Annotated in this window: 14 protein-coding genes and 2 pseudogenes; 12 read left to right on the top strand and 4 right to left on the bottom strand. The window is 60.0% G+C overall.

Annotated elements, in window-relative coordinates:
• The first annotated feature begins 60 nt into the window (after window positions 1–60).
• The 7 genes from ABC383_RS23595 to ABC383_RS23565 all read left to right on the top strand — a co-directional run bounded on the left by ABC383_RS23595 (window position 61) and on the right by ABC383_RS23565 (window position 7,082).
• Window positions 61–1,218: an acyl-CoA dehydrogenase family protein gene (locus ABC383_RS23595; protein WP_413017784.1), complete on the top strand. Its 1,158-nt coding sequence runs from the start codon at window positions 61–63 to the stop codon at window positions 1,216–1,218.
• Between the two features lie 11 nt (window positions 1,219–1,229).
• Window positions 1,230–2,216, top strand: a complete 987-nt coding sequence (locus tag ABC383_RS23590) for an acyl-CoA dehydrogenase family protein (protein ID WP_413017782.1) — start codon at window positions 1,230–1,232, stop codon at window positions 2,214–2,216.
• Window positions 2,217–2,261: 45 nt separating this feature from the next.
• Window positions 2,262–3,248, top strand: a complete 987-nt coding sequence (locus ABC383_RS23585; protein ID WP_413017780.1) for a Bug family tripartite tricarboxylate transporter substrate binding protein — start codon at window positions 2,262–2,264, stop codon at window positions 3,246–3,248.
• 6 nt (window positions 3,249–3,254) lie between these two features.
• Window positions 3,255–4,277, top strand: a complete 1,023-nt coding sequence (locus ABC383_RS23580) for a zinc-binding alcohol dehydrogenase family protein (RefSeq protein WP_413017778.1) — start codon at window positions 3,255–3,257, stop codon at window positions 4,275–4,277.
• A gap of 31 nt (window positions 4,278–4,308) precedes the next feature.
• A complete protein-coding gene (locus ABC383_RS23575) occupies window positions 4,309–5,463 on the top strand; it encodes a CaiB/BaiF CoA transferase family protein (RefSeq protein ID WP_413017776.1) in 1,155 nt (384 codons plus the stop codon).
• A 13-nt stretch (window positions 5,464–5,476) separates the two neighbouring features.
• Window positions 5,477–5,953, top strand: a complete 477-nt coding sequence (locus ABC383_RS23570; protein ID WP_413017774.1) for a MaoC family dehydratase — start codon at window positions 5,477–5,479, stop codon at window positions 5,951–5,953.
• Window positions 5,954–6,128: 175 nt separating this feature from the next.
• On the top strand, window positions 6,129–7,082 hold the full coding sequence (locus ABC383_RS23565; RefSeq protein ID WP_413018473.1) for a Bug family tripartite tricarboxylate transporter substrate binding protein: 954 nt from the start codon (window positions 6,129–6,131) through the stop codon (window positions 7,080–7,082).
• Window positions 7,083–7,133: 51 nt separating this feature from the next.
• Here ABC383_RS23565 and ABC383_RS23560 read toward each other — a convergent pair whose 3' ends face one another.
• The gene (locus ABC383_RS23560) at window positions 7,134–8,033 is read right to left on the bottom strand and encodes a LysR family transcriptional regulator (RefSeq protein ID WP_413017772.1); all 900 of its coding nucleotides are present in this window, start codon (window positions 8,031–8,033) and stop codon (window positions 7,134–7,136) included.
• Window positions 8,034–8,109: 76 nt separating this feature from the next.
• Window positions 8,110–8,905 (bottom strand): annotated as a pseudogene (locus ABC383_RS23555) (crotonase/enoyl-CoA hydratase family protein).
• Window positions 8,906–9,744: 839 nt separating this feature from the next.
• On the opposite strand from ABC383_RS23555, the gene ABC383_RS23550 reads away from it, so the two are divergent.
• From ABC383_RS23550 to ABC383_RS23535, 4 genes are read left to right on the top strand one after another with little or no spacing between them, the layout of a single operon-like run.
• Window positions 9,745–10,584 carry a GntR family transcriptional regulator gene (locus ABC383_RS23550; protein WP_413017770.1) on the top strand — a complete coding sequence of 280 codons (840 nt, stop codon included), beginning with the start codon at window positions 9,745–9,747 and terminating at the stop codon, window positions 10,582–10,584.
• 55 nt (window positions 10,585–10,639) lie between these two features.
• Entirely contained in the window at window positions 10,640–11,623 is a 984-nt protein-coding gene (locus tag ABC383_RS23545; RefSeq protein WP_413017768.1) for a Bug family tripartite tricarboxylate transporter substrate binding protein, read from the top strand.
• 5 nt (window positions 11,624–11,628) lie between these two features.
• A complete protein-coding gene (locus tag ABC383_RS23540; RefSeq protein ID WP_413017766.1) occupies window positions 11,629–12,858 on the top strand; it encodes an aconitase X in 1,230 nt (409 codons plus the stop codon).
• Window positions 12,855–13,331: an aconitase X swivel domain-containing protein gene (locus ABC383_RS23535; RefSeq protein WP_413017764.1), complete on the top strand. Its 477-nt coding sequence runs from the start codon at window positions 12,855–12,857 to the stop codon at window positions 13,329–13,331. Before ABC383_RS23540 ends, ABC383_RS23535 begins: the two co-directional genes overlap by 4 nt.
• A gap of 361 nt (window positions 13,332–13,692) precedes the next feature.
• Here ABC383_RS23535 and pcaD read toward each other — a convergent pair whose 3' ends face one another.
• The gene (gene pcaD / locus ABC383_RS23530) at window positions 13,693–14,472 is read right to left on the bottom strand and encodes a 3-oxoadipate enol-lactonase (protein WP_413017762.1); all 780 of its coding nucleotides are present in this window, start codon (window positions 14,470–14,472) and stop codon (window positions 13,693–13,695) included.
• Between the two features lie 134 nt (window positions 14,473–14,606).
• On the opposite strand from pcaD, the gene ABC383_RS23525 reads away from it, so the two are divergent.
• Entirely contained in the window at window positions 14,607–15,872 is a 1,266-nt protein-coding gene (locus tag ABC383_RS23525; protein ID WP_413017646.1) for an IS256 family transposase, read from the top strand.
• 831 nt (window positions 15,873–16,703) lie between these two features.
• Here the strand turns inward: ABC383_RS23525 and ABC383_RS23520 are convergent.
• Window positions 16,704–17,707 (bottom strand): annotated as a pseudogene (locus ABC383_RS23520) (IS1595 family transposase).
• Window positions 17,708–17,860: the final 153 nt, after the last annotated feature.

Raw genomic sequence — 17,860 nt, 5'->3', positions numbered from 1 at the left:
CGGCCATCAAGGAGGATAGGACACCATGCGAACCACAATTCGAATGAACAGGGTGCAGCCATGACGACATTGCTCAGCCAGTTCCGCCTTGCCCGCCTGCCGGCGGAAGCCGAAGCATTCCGTGCGGAGGTCAAGGCGTTTTTGTCTACCCAGATGCCGCCGGTGCCGCCCGACATAAGAGCGCGCTCTTGGATGGGCTTTTCCGCCGAATTCAGCCGCAGGATGGCCGAGCGCGGCTGGGTTGGCCTGACGCTGCCGCGCGAGTACGGCGGCGCCAGTCTGAACGCGTTTTCCCGCTTCGTTCTTGTGGAGGAATTGCTGGCAGCCGGCGCCCCGGTATCGGCGCACTGGATTGCCGATCGCCAGAGCGGGCCGCTGATACTGAAATATGGCACCGAGAAGCAGCGCCGCTTCTACCTGCCTAGGATCTGCGCCGCCGAAGCGTTTTTCTGCATCGGCATGAGCGAGCCGAACTCGGGCTCCGATCTGGCCAGCGTCGGCACCCGCGCCATACGCATGGAAAGCGGCTGGCGCCTCAACGGCCGCAAGATCTGGACCACGAACGCGGAGCACTGCGAGTACATGATTGCGCTGGTGCGCACCTCCGGTGGGCCGGAGGATAGGCACAAGGGCTTGTCGCAGTTCATCGTGGATTTATCGCTGCCAGGTGTAACGGTGCGGCCGATCCGCGACCTGAGCGGCGACGCCCATTTCTCGGAAGTGTTTTTCGATGACGTGGCGCTGGCGGACGACGCGCTGATAGGCCAGGAAGGCGGCGGTTGGGAACAGGTAACGGCGGAGCTGGCCTTTGAACGCAGCGGGCCGGAACGCCTGTACTCCAGCATCGTTCTCCTCGACCACTGGATCGGCTGCCTGCGAAAGAGTGGCGAGGCCGGTCTGCATGCCGCTACCATCGGCCGCTTTGTCGCTCATCTGGCAACGCTGAGAAACATGTCGATTACCGTGACCAGCCAGTTGGTGTCGGGACAGAGCCCGGTGGTTGGTGCGGCATTGGTCAAGGATATCGGCACGGAGTTTGAGCAGAGCATTCCCGCGGTCATCGAGGCTGCCATCGCTGCCGATCCGTCTGCCGAGACCGATGCCGACTTGTACCGCACGGTGGCTTATCTGAGCCAGATAGCGCCCACGTTCTCGTTGCGCGGTGGCACGCGGGAAATCCTGCGCGGCATGATCGCCCGCGGGCTTGGTCTGCGATAGAAAGGACGACCATGTTTGCTGAAGCAATCGAAGAGATCTTGAAGGACCAATGCACCCCGGCCGCAGTGCGCGCGATAGAGGGCGGAAAAACGCCCGCCCGGCTTTGGTCGGCCATCGCGGACGCCGGCTATCTGGAATTGCTGGCGCCGGAAGAAGCGGGCGGCGCAGGCTTGCCACTGGCCGAGCTGTTTCCGATACTAACGACGCTCGGGCGCTACGCGGCGCCGCTGCCGCTGGCGCAGAGCATCGCGGCCCGCGCGCTGTTATCCCACGCTTCCGAAATTCCGGGCGGCATGCTCACGTTTGCACCGGCCTTGCGACGCATGGAAGACGGCCGCTTGGTCTGCCCATTGGTGCCCTTCGGTACCTTGGCCGAGCAGGTGCTGGCAGAAGATGCGGGTGGCCTGCTATTGCTGGACTGCGCCAACGCGCTGCGTACGCCGACCGGTGTGTATGGCAGCCAGGTGGCAACGCTTGCCTGGAGCGCGGATTCGCCCGGCTGCCGTCTGGTCGGCGCCGGCGCCGAGCTTGCCTCCTTCAGCGCTGCGCTCTATGCGGCGCTGCTGGCCGGCGTCATGCAGCGGGTGTTTGACATGACCCTGCAGTATGCGAACGACCGCTCGCAGTTTGGTAAGTCGATCGGCAAGTTTCAGGCCATCCAGCACCAGATCAGCGTCATGGCAGAGCATGTGGCAGCCGCATCAATTGCCGCCGAGGCGGCCTTCCAGTCCGATACCGGCCGGCCCGCGGGGCTGGCCGCGGCAATTGCCAAGTCCCGTACCAGCGAGGCAGCGCAGCTTGTGGCATCGACTGCCCATGCCGTGCACGGCGCCATCGGCATCACAGAAGAGTACGACCTGCAGCTGTTCACGCGGCGCCTGCACGAGTGGCGCATGGCGCACGGTTCCGAGATGCACTGGGATCTGATCATTGGCCGTGCCGTGCTCGGCAGCGAAGCACCCAGCGTCACGGACTTCGTGCGCGCGCTCGGCGCCTGATCAAACTTAAAACGAAAGGGCGCATACGCCCGGAGGAGACGACTGATGAAGCAACAGAAAACAGGATTTCGATCACTCACGCTGCTTGCGATTGCCTCGGCAGGCATGTTGCTGCCACTGGCACAGGCCCTGGCCGACACCTTCCCATCCAAGCCGATCAAGTTCATCGTGCCCTTTCCGCCGGGCAGCGGCACCGACACATCGGCCCGTTATTTCGGCAAGAAGCTCACCGAACTTACCGGACAGCCAGTGGTTGTCGAAAACCGTCCCGGCGGCAACGGGTTCATCGCGGTGCAGGCGGCGCTGTACGCGCCCGCCGACGGCTATACCGTCTTCGTCGGCAGTAACTCCACGCTGGCTGTTAACGTGGCGTTATTCAAGAAACTGCCCTATGACCCGCAGACCGACTTTGCGCCGCTGTCGATGATGATGCGTGCCCCAGCGGTGCTGGTGGTGCCGCCCGATTCTCCCTTCAAATCCGTGTCGGATCTGGTCAACACCGCCAAGACCCAGCCAGGAAGGCTCAACTATGCGGCTGGCTCGGCCGGGTACCAGTTGATGGCGGAACTGTTCAATGACATGGCTGGCGTGAAGACCGCGCACGTGCCGTACAAGGGTGCCTCCGAGGCGCTGACCGGGGTGGCATCCGGCATGGTGGACCTCACCTTCTCCGACATCACCGCGGCCCAGACTCTGGTCAAGGGCGGCAAGGTGCGCGCGCTGGCGATCGCCTCGGACCGCCGTGCACCCGCGCTGCCGGACGTCCCTACCACCGCCGAAGCCAAGCTGCCCACGTACAAGGCGTATGTCTGGGTCGGCGCGATGGTGCCGGCCAAGACGCCCAAAGCGGAAGCGGAGAAGCTGGCGTCGCTTCTGGCGCAAATCGAGCGCTTGCCGGAAACCCGGGAGTTCTACGAACGCCAGGGTGCCGAGACCATGAACGGCGGCGCCGAGGAAATGCGCCGCTTCCAGGCTGAGGAGATCGAACTGTGGAAGCAGATTGTGATGAAAGCCAAGGTTGAGCAGCAATAACCGGTCATGAGAGCGATCGCAATACAGGGCGACGCACGTGAGCGCGGCGCTAACGCGCTGGTTGACCTAGACCTGACTGCCCCCGCTCCCGAAGCCCACGACCTTCTGGTACGGGTCGAAGCGGTATCGGTCAATCCACTGGACCTCAGGATGCGCAACGCGCGCTCGCAAGCCAGCGGACCGCGCATCCTTGGCTGGGATGCGGCCGGCACGGTGGTCGGCGCGGGCTCCGCCGTCACCCTGTTTCGACCGGGCGACCGCGTCTACTACGCCGGCAGCATCAGCAGGCCGGGAACCAATGCCGAGCTGCATCTGGTCGACGAGCGCATCGCCGGTTCCATGCCGGCGACACTGACTTTCGCCCAGGCGGCTGCACTGCCACTGGCGTCGCTGGCGGCTTGGGAAGCGCTGTTCGAGCGCCTGACTATCTCAACCGCGGCGCCGGACGCAGGCAGGACGCTGCTGGTCATTGGGGGCGCCGGCGGGGTAGGTTCCGTGGCCATCCAGCTGGCCAGGGTGGTGGCGGGCCTGCGCGTGATCGCAACCGGTTCGCACGATACCTCGCAGGCCTGGTGCCGCCATCTGGGCGCTGATTTGGTGCTGGACCATGGTGTGGACCTCGTGCTGCAGCTGGCGGCGCATGGCATTGGCACGGTCGACTACATCCTGTGCCTGGCGTCGCCCGACCGCTATTTCAGCGCCATGGCGCGGCTGATTGCGCCGCAGGGCCATATCTGCGCGTTGGTAGAAAGCGCCGGCCCACTGCCGATGAACGCGTTACGCGCCAAGAGCGTGACTTTCAGCTGGGAAGGCATGTTCACCCGCTCGCTTTACGGCACGCATGACATGATCGAGCAGCACCATATATTGAACAGGGTCGCGGCTCTGGTCGATTCGGGTCGCCTGCGTCATACGGCGCGGACGGTGCTGCAACCGATCAATGCCGACAATCTGCGCCATGCGCACGCGCTGCTGGAAGCCGGCGGCATCGTCGGCAAGGTCGTGCTATCGACGCAGGCGCATTCATGAACAGCCTGCGATGCAGCAGGCAGGAGAATCCATGCTTCCACTAAACGGTATCCGGTTGCTCGATCTGAGCACCGTGGTGTTCGGCCCCTATGCCAGCCAGATGCTGGCCGACTACGGCGCGGACGTGATCAAGATCGAAGCGCCGGAAGGCGACTCGACCCGCAAGACAGGCCCGACCACCGAGCCCGGCATGAGCGCGATCTTCCTCGGAGTTAACCGCGGCAAGCGCAGCGTGGTGCTGGACTTGAAGACGGCGCCGGCAAGAGAGGCGCTGCTCAAATTGGTTGATACCGCTGATGTGCTGATGCACAGCATCCGCCCGCAGAAGCTGGCGGCAATCGGGCTCGACCCGGAAACGCTCCGCGCCCGCAATCCACGGCTGATCTACGTCGGGCTGCACGGTTTTGCGGAGGACGGCCCGTACGGCGGCATGCCAGCCTACGACGACATCATCCAGGGCATGTCCGGCAGCGCCGCACTGATGGAGCGGCAAACCGGCACGCCCCAGTATTTTCCGACCATCGCTGGCGACAAGACCTGTGGCCTGGTAGCCGGGCAAGCCATCCTGGCGGCGCTGTTCCAGCGGGAACGCACCGGTAAAGGGGCGTATGTCGAAGTGCCGATGTTCGAGTCCATGGTCGCGTTCAACCTGGTCGAGCACTTCTACGGCCAGCATTTCGAACCGCCGCTCGCTGACGCGGGCTACCCGCGCGTGCTCAACCGGTGGCGTCGGCCCTATCAGACCATGGATGGCTTTATCTGCGCGATGCCTTACACCGACCTACATTGGCAGCGGTTTTTCACCGAAGCAGGCCGGCCAGATCTCGCGGGCGACGAGCAATTCATGAACATCACGACACGCACCCGGCATATCGAGGCGTTGTATGCGATCGCGGCAGACGTTATCGCCAGCCGCAAGACCGCCGACTGGTTGGACACCTTTGGCCGGCTGGAGATACCGGCAGCGCACATGCGACGGCTAGAAGAGCTGGGGCAAGACGAGCACCTGCGCCAGACCGGGTTCTTCCAGACGGTCGATGATCCACGGATGGGCCGGCTGGTCTTTCCCGGCGTGCCGGTGAAGTTTGACGGCGCACGTCCGCCGGTACGCATGGCGCCGCGCCTGGGCGAACACACTGCCGAAGTGCTGGCCGAAATTGGCCTGGCTCCGGCCCGAACCGAATAACCAAGGAGACCTCGTGAGCAAACTCGAACAGATACAGCAACTCGGCCAGGGATTTTACTGGCAGGACCTGGCGCCGGGGCAGCGCTTCAAGACCTTTCGCCGCACAGTGACCGAGGCGGACCTGATCGCCTTCATCGGTGTGACGGGCATGGTGGAAGCGATGTTCATCGATGCCGAGCCGCTGGCTGGCGGCATTAGCGGGCGCCCGGTCCCGGCGGCGCTTACCTATACCCTGATCGAAGGCTTCCTGTTGCAAACGATGATACAGGGCACCGGCCTGGCCATGCTCGAACTGACGCAGAAGATCCATGCGCCGGTCAGAGTCGGCGACACCGTGCATGCGGTTGTCGAAGTCGATGCCATCCGTCCGACCTCGAAGGGCGGCCGCGCAGTGGTCGATTCCACCATCACGGTATTCAACCAGCATGGCGATCTGGTGATGACCTACACCGCGCGGCGATTGTTGGCCGGACGCGGCGACGCCGGCTGAACAACGGTTCGTCCAATGTCCTGACCGTGACATCGCGGCGGGCCAGCCGGAGTTCAAGCAGGCGCTGTTCCAGTCAGCTTCAACAGATGAAAAGCTGAAATAAAACAAGCAAAGGAGATAGCAAATGGATTCGTTCCGCTTACACACACTTGGCTCACGCCTTGCGCAGGCATGCATGGTCGTTGCGGTCGGCATTGGCGCGTTCGCCGCTCCGGGTGCCCACGCGCAGGCTTCCTATCCCAGCCGTCCGATCACGATGGTCGTCCCTTTCCCGCCGGGCGGCCCAACCGACCTAGTGGCACGCGTGCTAGCCCAGAAAATGACGGAACAAATGGGCCAGCAGATCGTTGTCGACAACCGTGGCGGCGCGAACGGCAATATCGGCTCCGGCTTCGTCGCCAAGGCCCCGGCCGATGGCTATACCGTGCTGTATAACACCTCATCCATCGCACTTAGTCCGGCGCTGTACAAGAAGCTGTCCTACGACGTGCAGCGCGATTTGGTGCCGGTCGCCCTGACTGCGACCGTGCCGCTGGGGCTGGTGGTCAATCCATCGCTGCCGGTGAGCAACGTCAGTGAATTCATCGCGTATGTGAAAGCGCATCCCGGCAAGCTATCGTACGGCTCGGCTGGCGCCGGAAATGTGACCCACCTCGGCGCGTTCCAGTTTCTCCAGACCGCCAACATCGACGCAGTCCACGTGCCCTACAAAGGCAGCGCGCCGGCGGATGCGGATCTGGTAGGTGGGCAGATCCAGTTCATGACAGATACGGTCAACTCGATTGCCGGCTTTGTACGGGAAAAACGGCTTCGCCTGCTGGCCGTGACCACGTCCAAGCGGATAGACCTGTTCCCCGATGTGCCAACGCTGGCCGAATCCGGCATGCCGGGTTTTGAGGTCAGCGCCTGGCAGGGAGTCATGGCGCCAGCCAATACGCCGCAGCCGATCATCAATCGCCTGAATACCGAACTGATGAAGGCGCTGCAAAATCCCGACGTGCAGAAGAAACTGGCGGTCCAGGGCGCGATCCCGCTCGGTTCGACGCCCGAAGAGTACGGTGCGTATGTCAAATCGGAACTGACACGCTGGGCGGGGATCGTGAAGCAGACCGGCGTGTCTCTGGAGTAGCCAGGCACTGATCCGGCAAATGATCGGGCCGCGCCTGCGGCATACGTGCCGCTACGCTGGCAGCGGAAATTCCTGGCAGGCGAGCAAGCGAAAACGGCGCGCCGCCGGGCTTTCCATCTCGGGCCGGTAGATCAGGGCCAGCCCGATTTCGGCCGCCGGCGGAAGGTCATCCAGCGCCCGGTAGGCGATCTTCTCGCTGACGAAGCGCTGCATGACCGATGGCACCAGCGCCACGCCCAAGCCGCTCTCCACCAGCGATAGCACGGTCTGCACCTGTACCGCCTCCTGCGTAATGCGCGGCAAAAAACCGGCCTGCTGGCAGGCGAGCATGGCGGCGCTATGCAGTCCGGCCGCCTCAGTGCGGGTGTACATGATGAAGGACTCATCAGCAAGGTCGCCAAGCGCGAGCAGGCCTTTTTTCACGAACCGGTTGCCGCGTGGCAGGGCGGCGATGAACTGGTCACGCTCCAGCGGCACTAGGGTAGCAGCCGAACTGTGCAGCAGGGGCGTGCGCACCAAGCCGATGTCCAGCGCATCTTCCTCAACCATCTGCATGATGCGAGCCGATGTCGCCTCGCGTAGGATCAACTCCACGCCTGGATATTCGGCGCGATAGCGCGGCACCAGTTTCTGCAGCAAGCCGAAGGTCGTGGAGCCGACGAAGCCGACGTGCAACGCACCGCCGGTGCCTTCGGACGCACTGTGTGCAATCTGGGCGAACTGGCTGCCGTGAAACAGCAGCCGCCGCGCTTCCGCCAGCGCCGCTTCACCGCTGGGTGTCAGGCTCACTCCACTGGGCGAGCGCACGAACAGCTTGGTGTCCAGTTCGGCTTCCAGCTTCTGGATCGACACCGATAACGGCGGCTGCGCCATATGCAGGCGCTCAGCCGCACGGCGGAAATTGAGTGTTTCGGCGACGACGACGAAATGACGGATGCGGCGCAGGTCCATGGCAGGGGCTTTTTCGTAGGCGCGCAGTATAACCCCTTTGCCTGGCCGAAACATGCCGTGTCTGGCGGAACGCTGTTTAGCCCTTGAACACTGGTTCGCGCTTCTCCAGAAAAGCGGCCACGGCTTCGGCATGGTCGCCCGTCTGGTGCGACAGCGACTGGTAGGCAGCCGACAATTCGAGCAGTGTGTCCAGAACGTGAATGAATACCTTCGCGCAGCAGGCGTTTGCCTAGACGGACCGCATGCGGCGGATTGGCCGCGATCTGTTCGGCCAGCGCGCGCGCAGTCGGTATCAGTTCCTCCGGCGCGACCACGCGCGACACCAGGTTCCAGTCCAGCGCCTGCCGAGCGTCGATCAACTGCCCGGTGAAGGTCATTTCTGCTGCCCGCGCCAGCCCGATCACCCGCGGCAGCAGCCAGGCGCCGCCATCACCCGGAACGATACCCACCTTGACAAAACTCTCCGCGAACTTGGCGTTGGTCGAGGCAATCCGGATATCGCACATGCAAGTCAGGTCGAGCCCGGCACCAATTGCCGCACCATTGACAGCGGCGATGACCGGCACTTCCAGGTTGAACAGAGCTAGCGGCAGCCGCTGGATGCCCTGGCGGTATTCCTGCCGGATTTGCAGGCCGCTGACCGCACCGGAAGCCTGGCGTTCCATGTCCTTGATATTGCCGCCCGAGGAGAACACGCTGCCTGCGCCGGTGAGGATGACTGCGCGCACGCTGCGGTCGTTTTCGATGCGCTGTATCGCGGCGAGAAACTCTTGCACGGCCGTGTTGCCGGTAAGTGGATTGCGGCGTTCCGGTTCATTCATCGTCAGGGTAACGATGTGTCCTTGCTGTTCGTAGAGCAGAAAATCGGCCATGACAGTCTCCTGTTGTCGTCGTGTGGATGCCGCCAAGGCTAGTAAAGCCACGCTTAAATGTCCAATATCAAAATCGCTAGCACTGATACCAGATCGATATGAGGCGCCGTCGTGCTGCGTCTGCTGATGCGCAGTCGTCCCAGGCTCTCGATCAGGCCAACTGGAACGGTCTTGCGTTGATAGAGTTACCTTGGTTAATAGAGCGTTAATCCATCCACCTGTCAATTTGTAACTCATAAACAGCTTGGAAAAACCACTGCTATGTTGTGTGGCGTGGATGAGAAATGACGTAATTACCCACGCCATAGTGAGAGTTTTTACCTCCCATTACGACGGCGGCATCTCCGTGCTGCTCGCATCGCAGATGGCATATCAGCATTGTGATGCGTGGCAATCTTTCTAACAAAACCTTGTAAGTTCTTGATTTGCTTCGTGCTGCTCAAATCGAACCTAACAAAGGAAAGGAAAGGATTTTTGAAGAGCACGATTTTGATTAGCGCATTTTAAACGCCATAAATCGCTGAGCGGATAATACCGGTTATCAACCTAGCGATTTTAGAATTTGTCGCCTTAAACTAAAGAAATGATGGCGGGAGAGGAGGGCAGTCGAGCAAGCCGGCGCTGCAAGCAATTTACCTAGGGAAGTCATGTCATGCGCGATTCGACAAGCCAAAGTCGCTTCTCCGATTGAAAAGTGTTGCCCGGTTATCTTCCGATACTGTGATGGGTAGGGCATATGGCCTGGCTATGGCCATCTCCTCTGTCAATGACTTCGGCATGCAGCTATTTCTCTTTGTTTGCAGAATAAAAATAGCGTTGCAATCGCTGTTGAATGTATTATGATGTTCTATAACGTTTCATTACCACTTACCTTGTTTGCGCAGGCCTATATGTCGACGCCCGTCCCGTTAATGTCTTCCAGTGCGGAGCCGCTGTACGTGCAATTGGCAGCACGAATCGCGGCAGAGATTTCGGCTGGTACGCTGCCGCCAGGAAGCAAAATTCCTTCTGAAGCGGAATTAATGTTGACCTATGCAGTAAGCAGGATTACTGTCCGCCAAGCTATCCAACTGCTTTCAAGGAGTGGGCAAGTGATCCCGCATCGGGGCAAGGGCACGTTTGTCAGCCGTCCCAGCCTCCAGCAGGATCTCAGCACGCTGCAGGGTTTCCAGGAAGCACTTCGCAGCCAAGGCATAGAGCCCGAGACCGAATTGCTGGAGTTTTCCGCGTTCGCTGGGCGCATGGATCCACAGTTGCCGCAGGGTCTGGATTTTCCGGTCCGCCTGCGCCGGCGATATTGTCTGGAAGGAACGCCGTTTGCCGTGGTGGAGGCCTACCTGCCGTCCGAAGCTGCATCGCTGGGCGAGGCGAGGGCGCGGCAACTGGCCATCTACGATATTGTTCAGCAGTACATGGGCCTGCGCATCAGTCGTGCCGATGTCGCAATCAAGTGCGCTAAGCCGGGCATCCAGGTTGCGGCTGAACTGGATCTCCCCGCACGAACCAATATCCTGATCATGGAAAGAACTTCCTACAGCGGTACCGGCCACCCCTGTGAATACATGCGCATCAATATAGTCCCTGAGCGATATACCTTTCGCCTCAGTGTTCCGGGGCCGCTCGAAATAGCCAGGGCATTACAACCTGCCAAAACGAAGGCAGCCAAGCAGCAGTCGTGAACAGCGCGTCGGCGGTAATGGGCCAATGCGCAGATAAACAATGAAGGAGACAAGCATGCGGTTCCGGCACATATGCAGGAAAATGGCGGTATTGCCTTTCATAATAGGTTTGGGTGCCTCTGCTGCAGCATGGGCGAATGATAGCCCGGCCTTTCCCACGAAACCGATTCAGCTGGTTGTTCCTTTCCCGGCGGGCGGTCCAACCGATATTGTGGCAAGGCCGTTCGCGCAAATGCTCGGGGAGCGTTTAGGACAATCGGTCGTCGTCGATAATCGGGGTGGCGCCGGCGGTTCGATCGGCGCCAAGGCTGTCACGGCGTCCCAGCCCGATGGGTACACGCTGTTGCTGGGTACCGTTGGGACGAACGCGATCAATCCAAGTTTGTACAAGAATCTGGGCTATGACGTAACCAAGGACTTTACGCCGTTGGCAAGCTTGGCGAGTGCGCCCGTCGCCGTGGTAGTGAATGCGCAGTCCGACATCACGTCGTTGGCCGAACTTGTAAGTAAAGCCAAAGACAATCCTACAAAAATCTATTATGGTTCTGCGGGGAACGGCACTCCCGGGCACTTGGCTGCGGAAATGTTTTCGGCGAAAGCCGGAATCCGCCTGGCCCATGTTGCTTATAAAGGAAGCGCTCCTGCAGTTACCGATTTGCTCGGCAACCAGATTCCATTGATGTTTGATCCGCTCCAGTCCGTACTTCCCCACGTCCAATCAGGAAAGCTGCGGATCCTGGCCATTTCAAGCCGGCAGCGATCGAGCATCCTGCCTGACGTGAAAACAATAGCGGAATCCGGGTTTCCCGAGTTTGAAGCGACGGCGTGGTGGGCGCTGTTTGGCCCGGCCGGCATACCGCCCACCATTTCCAAGAAAATCACAACCGAGGCCGAGGTTGTCACGCAGTCTCCCGAGTTCACCAAGAAGCTGGAAGCCATGGGCATACAACCAATGAAACTTCCGCTCGCTGATTTCCAGAAGTCCGAAACCGCCAAATGGGGCGAAGCTGTGCGCGCCACCGGCATTACCATCAAGTGAGACCTATGATTTTAAATGATGAAGAGAAAGCGATGCTTGCGGGAGAACTGGGCATCGTGGCAAAGACCGCGATTGAACACCAGATCAAAGTCGGCAGGTTCTTTGGCGCTCAGGACTTTGTCCCGGTAACTCAAGCACACATCATGGCTGATACGGAGAGCCTCGGCCAGGCGGGTGTGATGTGGCTAGAGCGCCTGGCTGATGCTGGCGAAGGCGGCGTGCGGATACCGACGATCACTGATCCCCGGGGCACGGACTTTGAAAAGGCATCATTTCTGGGGCAGGAGGAGTGGATGCTCGAACTGGAGCGTCGCGCCATCGCAGCATTTACCCGCCTTGGCGTAAGCATGACGGACACCTGCATCAATTATCAAACGATCCTGGCCGCTACGCGCGGGGAGCATGTCGCGTTCGGCGATACCGGCGTGGTGATCTATTCCAATTCGGTGGGCGGGGCACGTTCCAACTTTGAAGGCGGCCCTTCTGCGCTATCAGCAGGCCTGACTGGGCGCACGCCACGGTATGGTTTCCATCTGGACGGCCAGCGGCAAGCGACGTTAAGAGTGCGTGTGGACTGGACACCACGCGAGCTCAGTGATTGGGGCGCACTGGGCGGGGTGGTCGGACGCTTGGCGAACAACTACTGGCAAGTGCCCGTTCTGGAAGGCCTGGACCGCGGCCCATCCTCCGATGAGTTGAAGCACTTCGGCGCAGCGATGGCCAGCTTTGGATCGACGGCCCTGTTTCACCTGGTCGGCATTACCCCGGAAGCATCGCGGCTTTCCGATGTAGGAGGCGACAAATTGCCTGTTGCCCATCGCATTGGAAAGAGCGACCTGGATGCGCTGCGTGAAGCCTATGCCGTAGAGAAGAATATTGATGTGGTGGTCTTCTCCGCACCGCAACTGAGCCTGTACGAGCTGCGCGACCTGGCCGCGCTGTGCGATGGCAAACGCTTCAAGAAGCCGCTGCTGGCAGTGACCAGCCCACAGGTCAAGCCGGATAGTGACCGCTTTGGCTACACCCAGCGGATTGAAAGCGCCGGCGGCACCGTATTGTCCGGCATGTGCTTCTATCAATCCTATGCCCGGGAGATGCAGGAGGCGAAAGGCTGGAAAAGGTTGGCGACAAACAGTGCTAAGCTCGTCAACATCCTTGGCGGCTATGGCTACGTACCGATGCTGGCGACGATGCAGGACTGCGTGAACGCCGCTATGACAGGAGAACTGAAATGAGCGACAAGACTTACTCGGCTAGGCATTCAATGGGGCGACGTGTCGTCGGGCAGGCGCTCGTGGCACATGACGGCTTTTCGGCGCGCTACGATCTTAACCGTCTGCGCGGTGTGTTCTCACGACCGGCTCATAAGCTGGCTGGCCAGTCCTATGTCGACAAGATTCTAGTGCTGGACACGGCAAAGGGGGGTGTGGCAACCGCATGGATGCTGCACGAAATGCAGTCGCGGAACATGGCGCCGTCCGCCATCATCTTCAATACGGTCAATACGATACTGGCGCAAGGCGCTGCATTGGGCGACGTTACGATGCTTGCTGGCTTTGACACCGACATTACGGCTGTAATTCCGCAGGGCGCCATGGTCGAAGTGGATCCTGAAGCGGGAACGATCCGAGTGCTGGATGACTCGGCAGCACAGCCAGCGCGATCGGTGCCCAAAGGAGCGTCCAAGGTGCATGGTCCAAAGAGCTAGATGCGGCAAGCAGGCTGCCGTTAAGAGCGAATGCGATATGCTGTTCCGCGACACGGTCAGGCGCAATGCATTTTGCGCACACACATTGCGCAGCGTAAGCTGCACTATCGGTCTGGCACCAGTGGCCCAGGCTGCGGATCCTTAAGTTATTGAGGTGATGGCGGAAGTCCAGGTTCACCCTAAAGCAGTATTGGCCATGCTGCTTACCGCCTCGTCGGCCGCAGCAGGGCCCTGCTTAGGTCACACTGGGCTAGACCGATGATAGTGCACATGGAATGAGCTTGACCGCGTTGATCGACTGCTTCGACTGCTTCGCTTAGTGCGTTCCGGTTTTCCGTTTGCCGAGTCCTGGAACGCGAATTTACAGGTCGAGGAAATCTAGCACGGCATCTCCGAACGGTATAACCTGCTCCTGATTCGATATATGCGCTGCAGCGACTTCAACGTAGCGGGCGCCTCGTATTTGCTGCTGCAGGTAGTGTCCATCGGCAGGCGGCGTCGGCAAGTCAAACGTGCCGGAAATGATCAATGTTGGCGAAGTGATGCGCTCGACATCCTTGCGCAGGTCTGCATCGCGCACGGCACTGCACGCCGCTGTATAGCCTGCTGCGGGAGTTGCAAGCAGCATTGCCAGCAACTCGCTTGCCAGCGCAGGATGGGAGGCGGCAAACTCCGGTGTGAGCCACCGTGCGACAGCGCCCGGCGCAATCGATGCAAGACCATTCTCGTTGACTGCGTTAATCCGGTTTGTCCAGTTTTCAGGGGGGCCGATGTAGGCTGCGGTGTTGGCCAGAATCAGGCGCGACAGGCGTTCAGGATGGTGAACACCTATCCACATTCCAGTCTGCCCACCCATTGACAAGCCGCAGAAATGCGCCTTTTCAACGTCCAGGTAATCAAGGAGTGCAATGACGTCCTGGCCAAGCTGGTCAATCGTATAGGGACCGGGCACAACCTCGGACTTTCCATGGCCCCGGGTGTCGTAACGCAGAACGCGAAAATGCTTACGAAACCTCTCCAGTTGGGGCAGCCACGTATCGAGCGACGTACCAAGCGAATTGGATAGAACGAGAACCGGGTTTGATTCCTCGCCGTCAATCGTGTAATGCAGTCTTGCATCTGCTAATTCTGCGTATGGCATATAGATAGTCAGGGAGAGCTATAGTCAGAAGTGGTGTACGGGCTGATGCCTGAAGGCTGGAGGAAGGCGGTGGAAGTTTTTGTTGGAGAATTTGATTGTCTAGGTCAAATCAACCAACAGAGGAAACTCCCACCATGCGCAAGGATAAGCAAGACGCAACCATTGGTCTACCGGAAATTGGCATATCGCTGGACGAACTGGTGCGTCGCGGCGCGCGGCAAGTCATCCAGCAAGTGATTGAACTAGAGCTGGCAGCACTGCTGGAGCAGTACGCCAACGTGAGAACCTTGTCAGGCAAGCGAGCCGTTGTGCGCAATGGCTATCTGCCCGAGCGCGACGTGCTCACGGCAGCCGGGCCGGTGACGGTCAGGGTGCCGAAGGTGCGAGACCGCTCGGGAACGGGCGTAAAGTTCCATTCGACGGTGGTGCCTCCCTATATCAGGAAGTCGCCACGTGTATCGGCAGCACTGCCCTGGCTATACCTCAAAGGCATTTCGACCGGCGACATGAGCGAAGCGCTGTCGGTGCTGTTGGGCGAGGAAGCCAAAGGCCTGTCGGCCAACGTGGTCAGCCGCCTCAAAGCGCAGTGGTCGGACGAATGGCAGCAGTGGGACCGGCGGGATCTGTCCGCTGCCCGCTATGTGTACTGGTGGGCCGATGGCATCCATACCGGCGTCAGGAGCGAGGGCGGCGATGGGCAATGCCTGCTGGTGATTGTGGGCGTTACACCGGATGGCAAGAAGGAGCGCGTGGCCATTGCCGACGGCTTCCGGGAATCGACGGCGTCGTGGCGCGAGGTGCTCCTGGACTTGAAGGCGCGCGGTTTGCAAGCTGGGCCGCTGCTGGCAGTGGGCGATGGCGCCATGGGCTTTTGGGCCGCGCTGGAAAAGGTGTTTCCTGCCACACGGGCGCAGCGCTGCTGGTTCCATAAGCTGGGCAATGTGCTCAATGCGTTGCCGGCATCGCAGCAAGCCAGAGCCAAAGCGGCGATGCAAAACATCTTTATGGCAGCCACCAGGGCAGATGCCCTTGTCGCCTTCGAGAAGTTCGTGACGACCTATGGCGCGAAGTATCCGAAGGCCGCGGACAAGCTGACGCATGACAAGGCGAGTTTGCTGGCGTTTTATGACTTCCCGGCGGAGCATTGGCAGCATGTACGGACCACTAATCCGATCGAATCAACGTTTGCCACGGTGCGGCATCGAACCACGCGGGCGAGGAATTGCCTGTCGCGGGCTACGTTCCTGGGGCTGGCATTCAAACTGATGGAAGAGGCAGAAAAATCGTGGCGCCGGATTCGCGGCGCCGACCGAATTCAGCCATTACTGGACGGCGTGCCGTTCAAGGATGGTATCCCGGCGCCGGACAATCCGCCGGAACAACAGAAGCTCGCCGCCTGATGTTCCTTCTATCCTTCAGGCCAGTCGTACACGACATTTGACATTAGCTCAGTCAGGGAAGGCCCGGTGAATTGCCGGTATTGACAGGATAGATAAGCGGTATAAGTGCGTCCAACACTGATTAAATATCCTTTCCATACCTTGAAGGTATCCCTGTCGAGTGACGGTGCCTGCGTGACTTTGTCGCCATGGCAGGAGGGTGCAACTTCCGTCATGCCGCCCGGAGGCCGCACATCGCGCGGCCGCCTTGAGCGGGATGTATCTAACAACTGGAGAAAATTGCCGGCCGTCCTGCCGCTTGGTCATCCCATAAGCTTTCGGGATCGCGGCCCATGCCCGCGCGAGCAGGTCTACGACAAGCTGATCGGGTCCCCGGAGGCGCCTCGCCCGGGCTTTGCGGACAAAATCGTCCCTGCTTCTTGGACGGTGGGCAGGACCGGGTAGATACCCTGGAAGTGGGAGAGCTACAGGCGCTGCGTCTTCGCAGTTCGGAACACGGATTTGACAAAAGCGAAGTTCGTAAAGATTGTTGTGTTTAATGCTCTTCAAGGGTGTATGGGCAAGACAAAGACAGTAGATTTTGATTTGTTATACTTGTGACAATTGAGTCTTATGTAGATACAACGTATGCCCATTACTTCGACAAAGACGAGACCGGAAACGTTGAGCAATGCAGACCTTGAACTGGCGATTCGCGAGCACTTGGAGCATGTACGCAAGCTCATCGAAGAAGTCCAGACGAGACGATTGGAAGAGCAGCGGCCGAATCAGTCGCAGACACCCAGCGACCAGTAGGATGCACTGCCCGTAAAAGAAGCGTTTCAAGGACAATTAGCCACGGCTGGGCTTGAGAGCGGCGACAGGGAAGCTGGCCGGAATAGAACAAGCACTGACCAGCATCTGATGAATGGCCTCGGCGCGGTCAAGATGGCCATGCTTGTCTACGAATCGCAACCAGGCGAGGTAATTGTCCGTCCAGCGGGTTGCAACGCCGTTGAAGCGGCGAATCCACTGTTTCAGGCGGCGATGGTGAGCATTGACGTGCTGGATGTGGATGATTCCCGCTTGACCCGCACACCAGCCTTCGCGTTGATTTCCTGATCGTCTACGCAAGCCTCTTTCGCGAATTTGAGGTACTGCGCTTCAGCATCCGTGCAAAGGGTCGTCATGCCTTCTGTATGGCTGCCGAGAATGGCTTTAATATCGGAAGAGGCGATTCGGCCCATTCCGGCCACCTGGGACAACACATGGCCCTGCCGGTCCTGTGCAACAAACACGCAAACCTGCTCTTTGCTGATGCCGCGCTTCTTTGCCTTCCCACCGCTTCGGCGAGGCTTTCGCCCGAATACCGCCGCAATGTTCCGATGGCCCTTATGGGATTCGAGGAAGTAAGTCTCATCAGACTCCACGATGCCCGCCAAGCTGTCAAAGCCCATGGCTCGAATCGCGCACAGTACCTTGTGCCGCCAGTAGAACGCCGTACTTAGATGAATTTCGAGCTTCTTCGCAATGTACCGCAGAGGCTTACTGGACACCATGTACTGGATGTACTGCAGCCATTTGTCGCTGTAGCGGGTGCCTGCCAATGGACTCAGCGTAGTATCGTTAAAGGTCTTTCCACACTCAGGCATTTTGCAGCGATAGCGCTGTCGGTCGCGGTACTTCCCAAAGCGCACAACTTGGTCACCGTGGCAATGCGGGCAGCACAGGCTTGAGGTGTTGCGCGCCTCGCGGATGTCCTTGATACGCCCGTGGATGTCCGGCTTCTTGTTAGGGAACAGGTGGTCCTTCAGCGCAAAGAACAGACGATGCTGCTCAGACAGCGCGAGCCGCATTACAGCTTTGGCGACCCTGGCTGCTGACGGCGATTTCCGAGCGGATGGCATGGCGCTGATCTACTCTGGATGCCAGAAAGGGGCAAGAATCAACAATGAATGCGCACTGCGCGTTGACAAAGCACGGCAGCTTCCGTGCCTGGGCGCAAGGCT

Origin of the sequence: Noviherbaspirillum phoenicis, from assembly GCF_047237965.1 — a bacterium.
Lineage (GTDB): Bacteria > Pseudomonadota > Gammaproteobacteria > Burkholderiales > Burkholderiaceae_D > Noviherbaspirillum_A.
This window is presented reverse-complemented; position numbering and strand designations above follow the sequence as displayed.

Coding starts and splice junctions, on each gene's coding strand:
- ABC383_RS23595 (WP_413017784.1), top strand. CDS start 61: ATGACGACATTGCTCAGCCAGTTCCGCCTTGCCCGCCTGCCGGCGGAA.
- ABC383_RS23590 (WP_413017782.1), top strand. CDS start 1,230: ATGTTTGCTGAAGCAATCGAAGAGATCTTGAAGGACCAATGCACCCCG.
- ABC383_RS23585 (WP_413017780.1), top strand. CDS start 2,262: ATGAAGCAACAGAAAACAGGATTTCGATCACTCACGCTGCTTGCGATT.
- ABC383_RS23580 (WP_413017778.1), top strand. CDS start 3,255: ATGAGAGCGATCGCAATACAGGGCGACGCACGTGAGCGCGGCGCTAAC.
- ABC383_RS23575 (WP_413017776.1), top strand. CDS start 4,309: ATGCTTCCACTAAACGGTATCCGGTTGCTCGATCTGAGCACCGTGGTG.
- ABC383_RS23565 (WP_413018473.1), top strand. CDS start 6,129: ATGGTCGTTGCGGTCGGCATTGGCGCGTTCGCCGCTCCGGGTGCCCAC.
- ABC383_RS23560 (WP_413017772.1), bottom strand. CDS start 8,033: ATGGACCTGCGCCGCATCCGTCATTTCGTCGTCGTCGCCGAAACACTC.
- ABC383_RS23550 (WP_413017770.1), top strand. CDS start 9,745: ATGATGTTCTATAACGTTTCATTACCACTTACCTTGTTTGCGCAGGCC.
- ABC383_RS23545 (WP_413017768.1), top strand. CDS start 10,640: ATGCGGTTCCGGCACATATGCAGGAAAATGGCGGTATTGCCTTTCATA.
- ABC383_RS23540 (WP_413017766.1), top strand. CDS start 11,629: ATGATTTTAAATGATGAAGAGAAAGCGATGCTTGCGGGAGAACTGGGC.
- ABC383_RS23535 (WP_413017764.1), top strand. CDS start 12,855: ATGAGCGACAAGACTTACTCGGCTAGGCATTCAATGGGGCGACGTGTC.
- pcaD (WP_413017762.1), bottom strand. CDS start 14,472: ATGCCATACGCAGAATTAGCAGATGCAAGACTGCATTACACGATTGAC.
- ABC383_RS23525 (WP_413017646.1), top strand. CDS start 14,607: ATGCGCAAGGATAAGCAAGACGCAACCATTGGTCTACCGGAAATTGGC.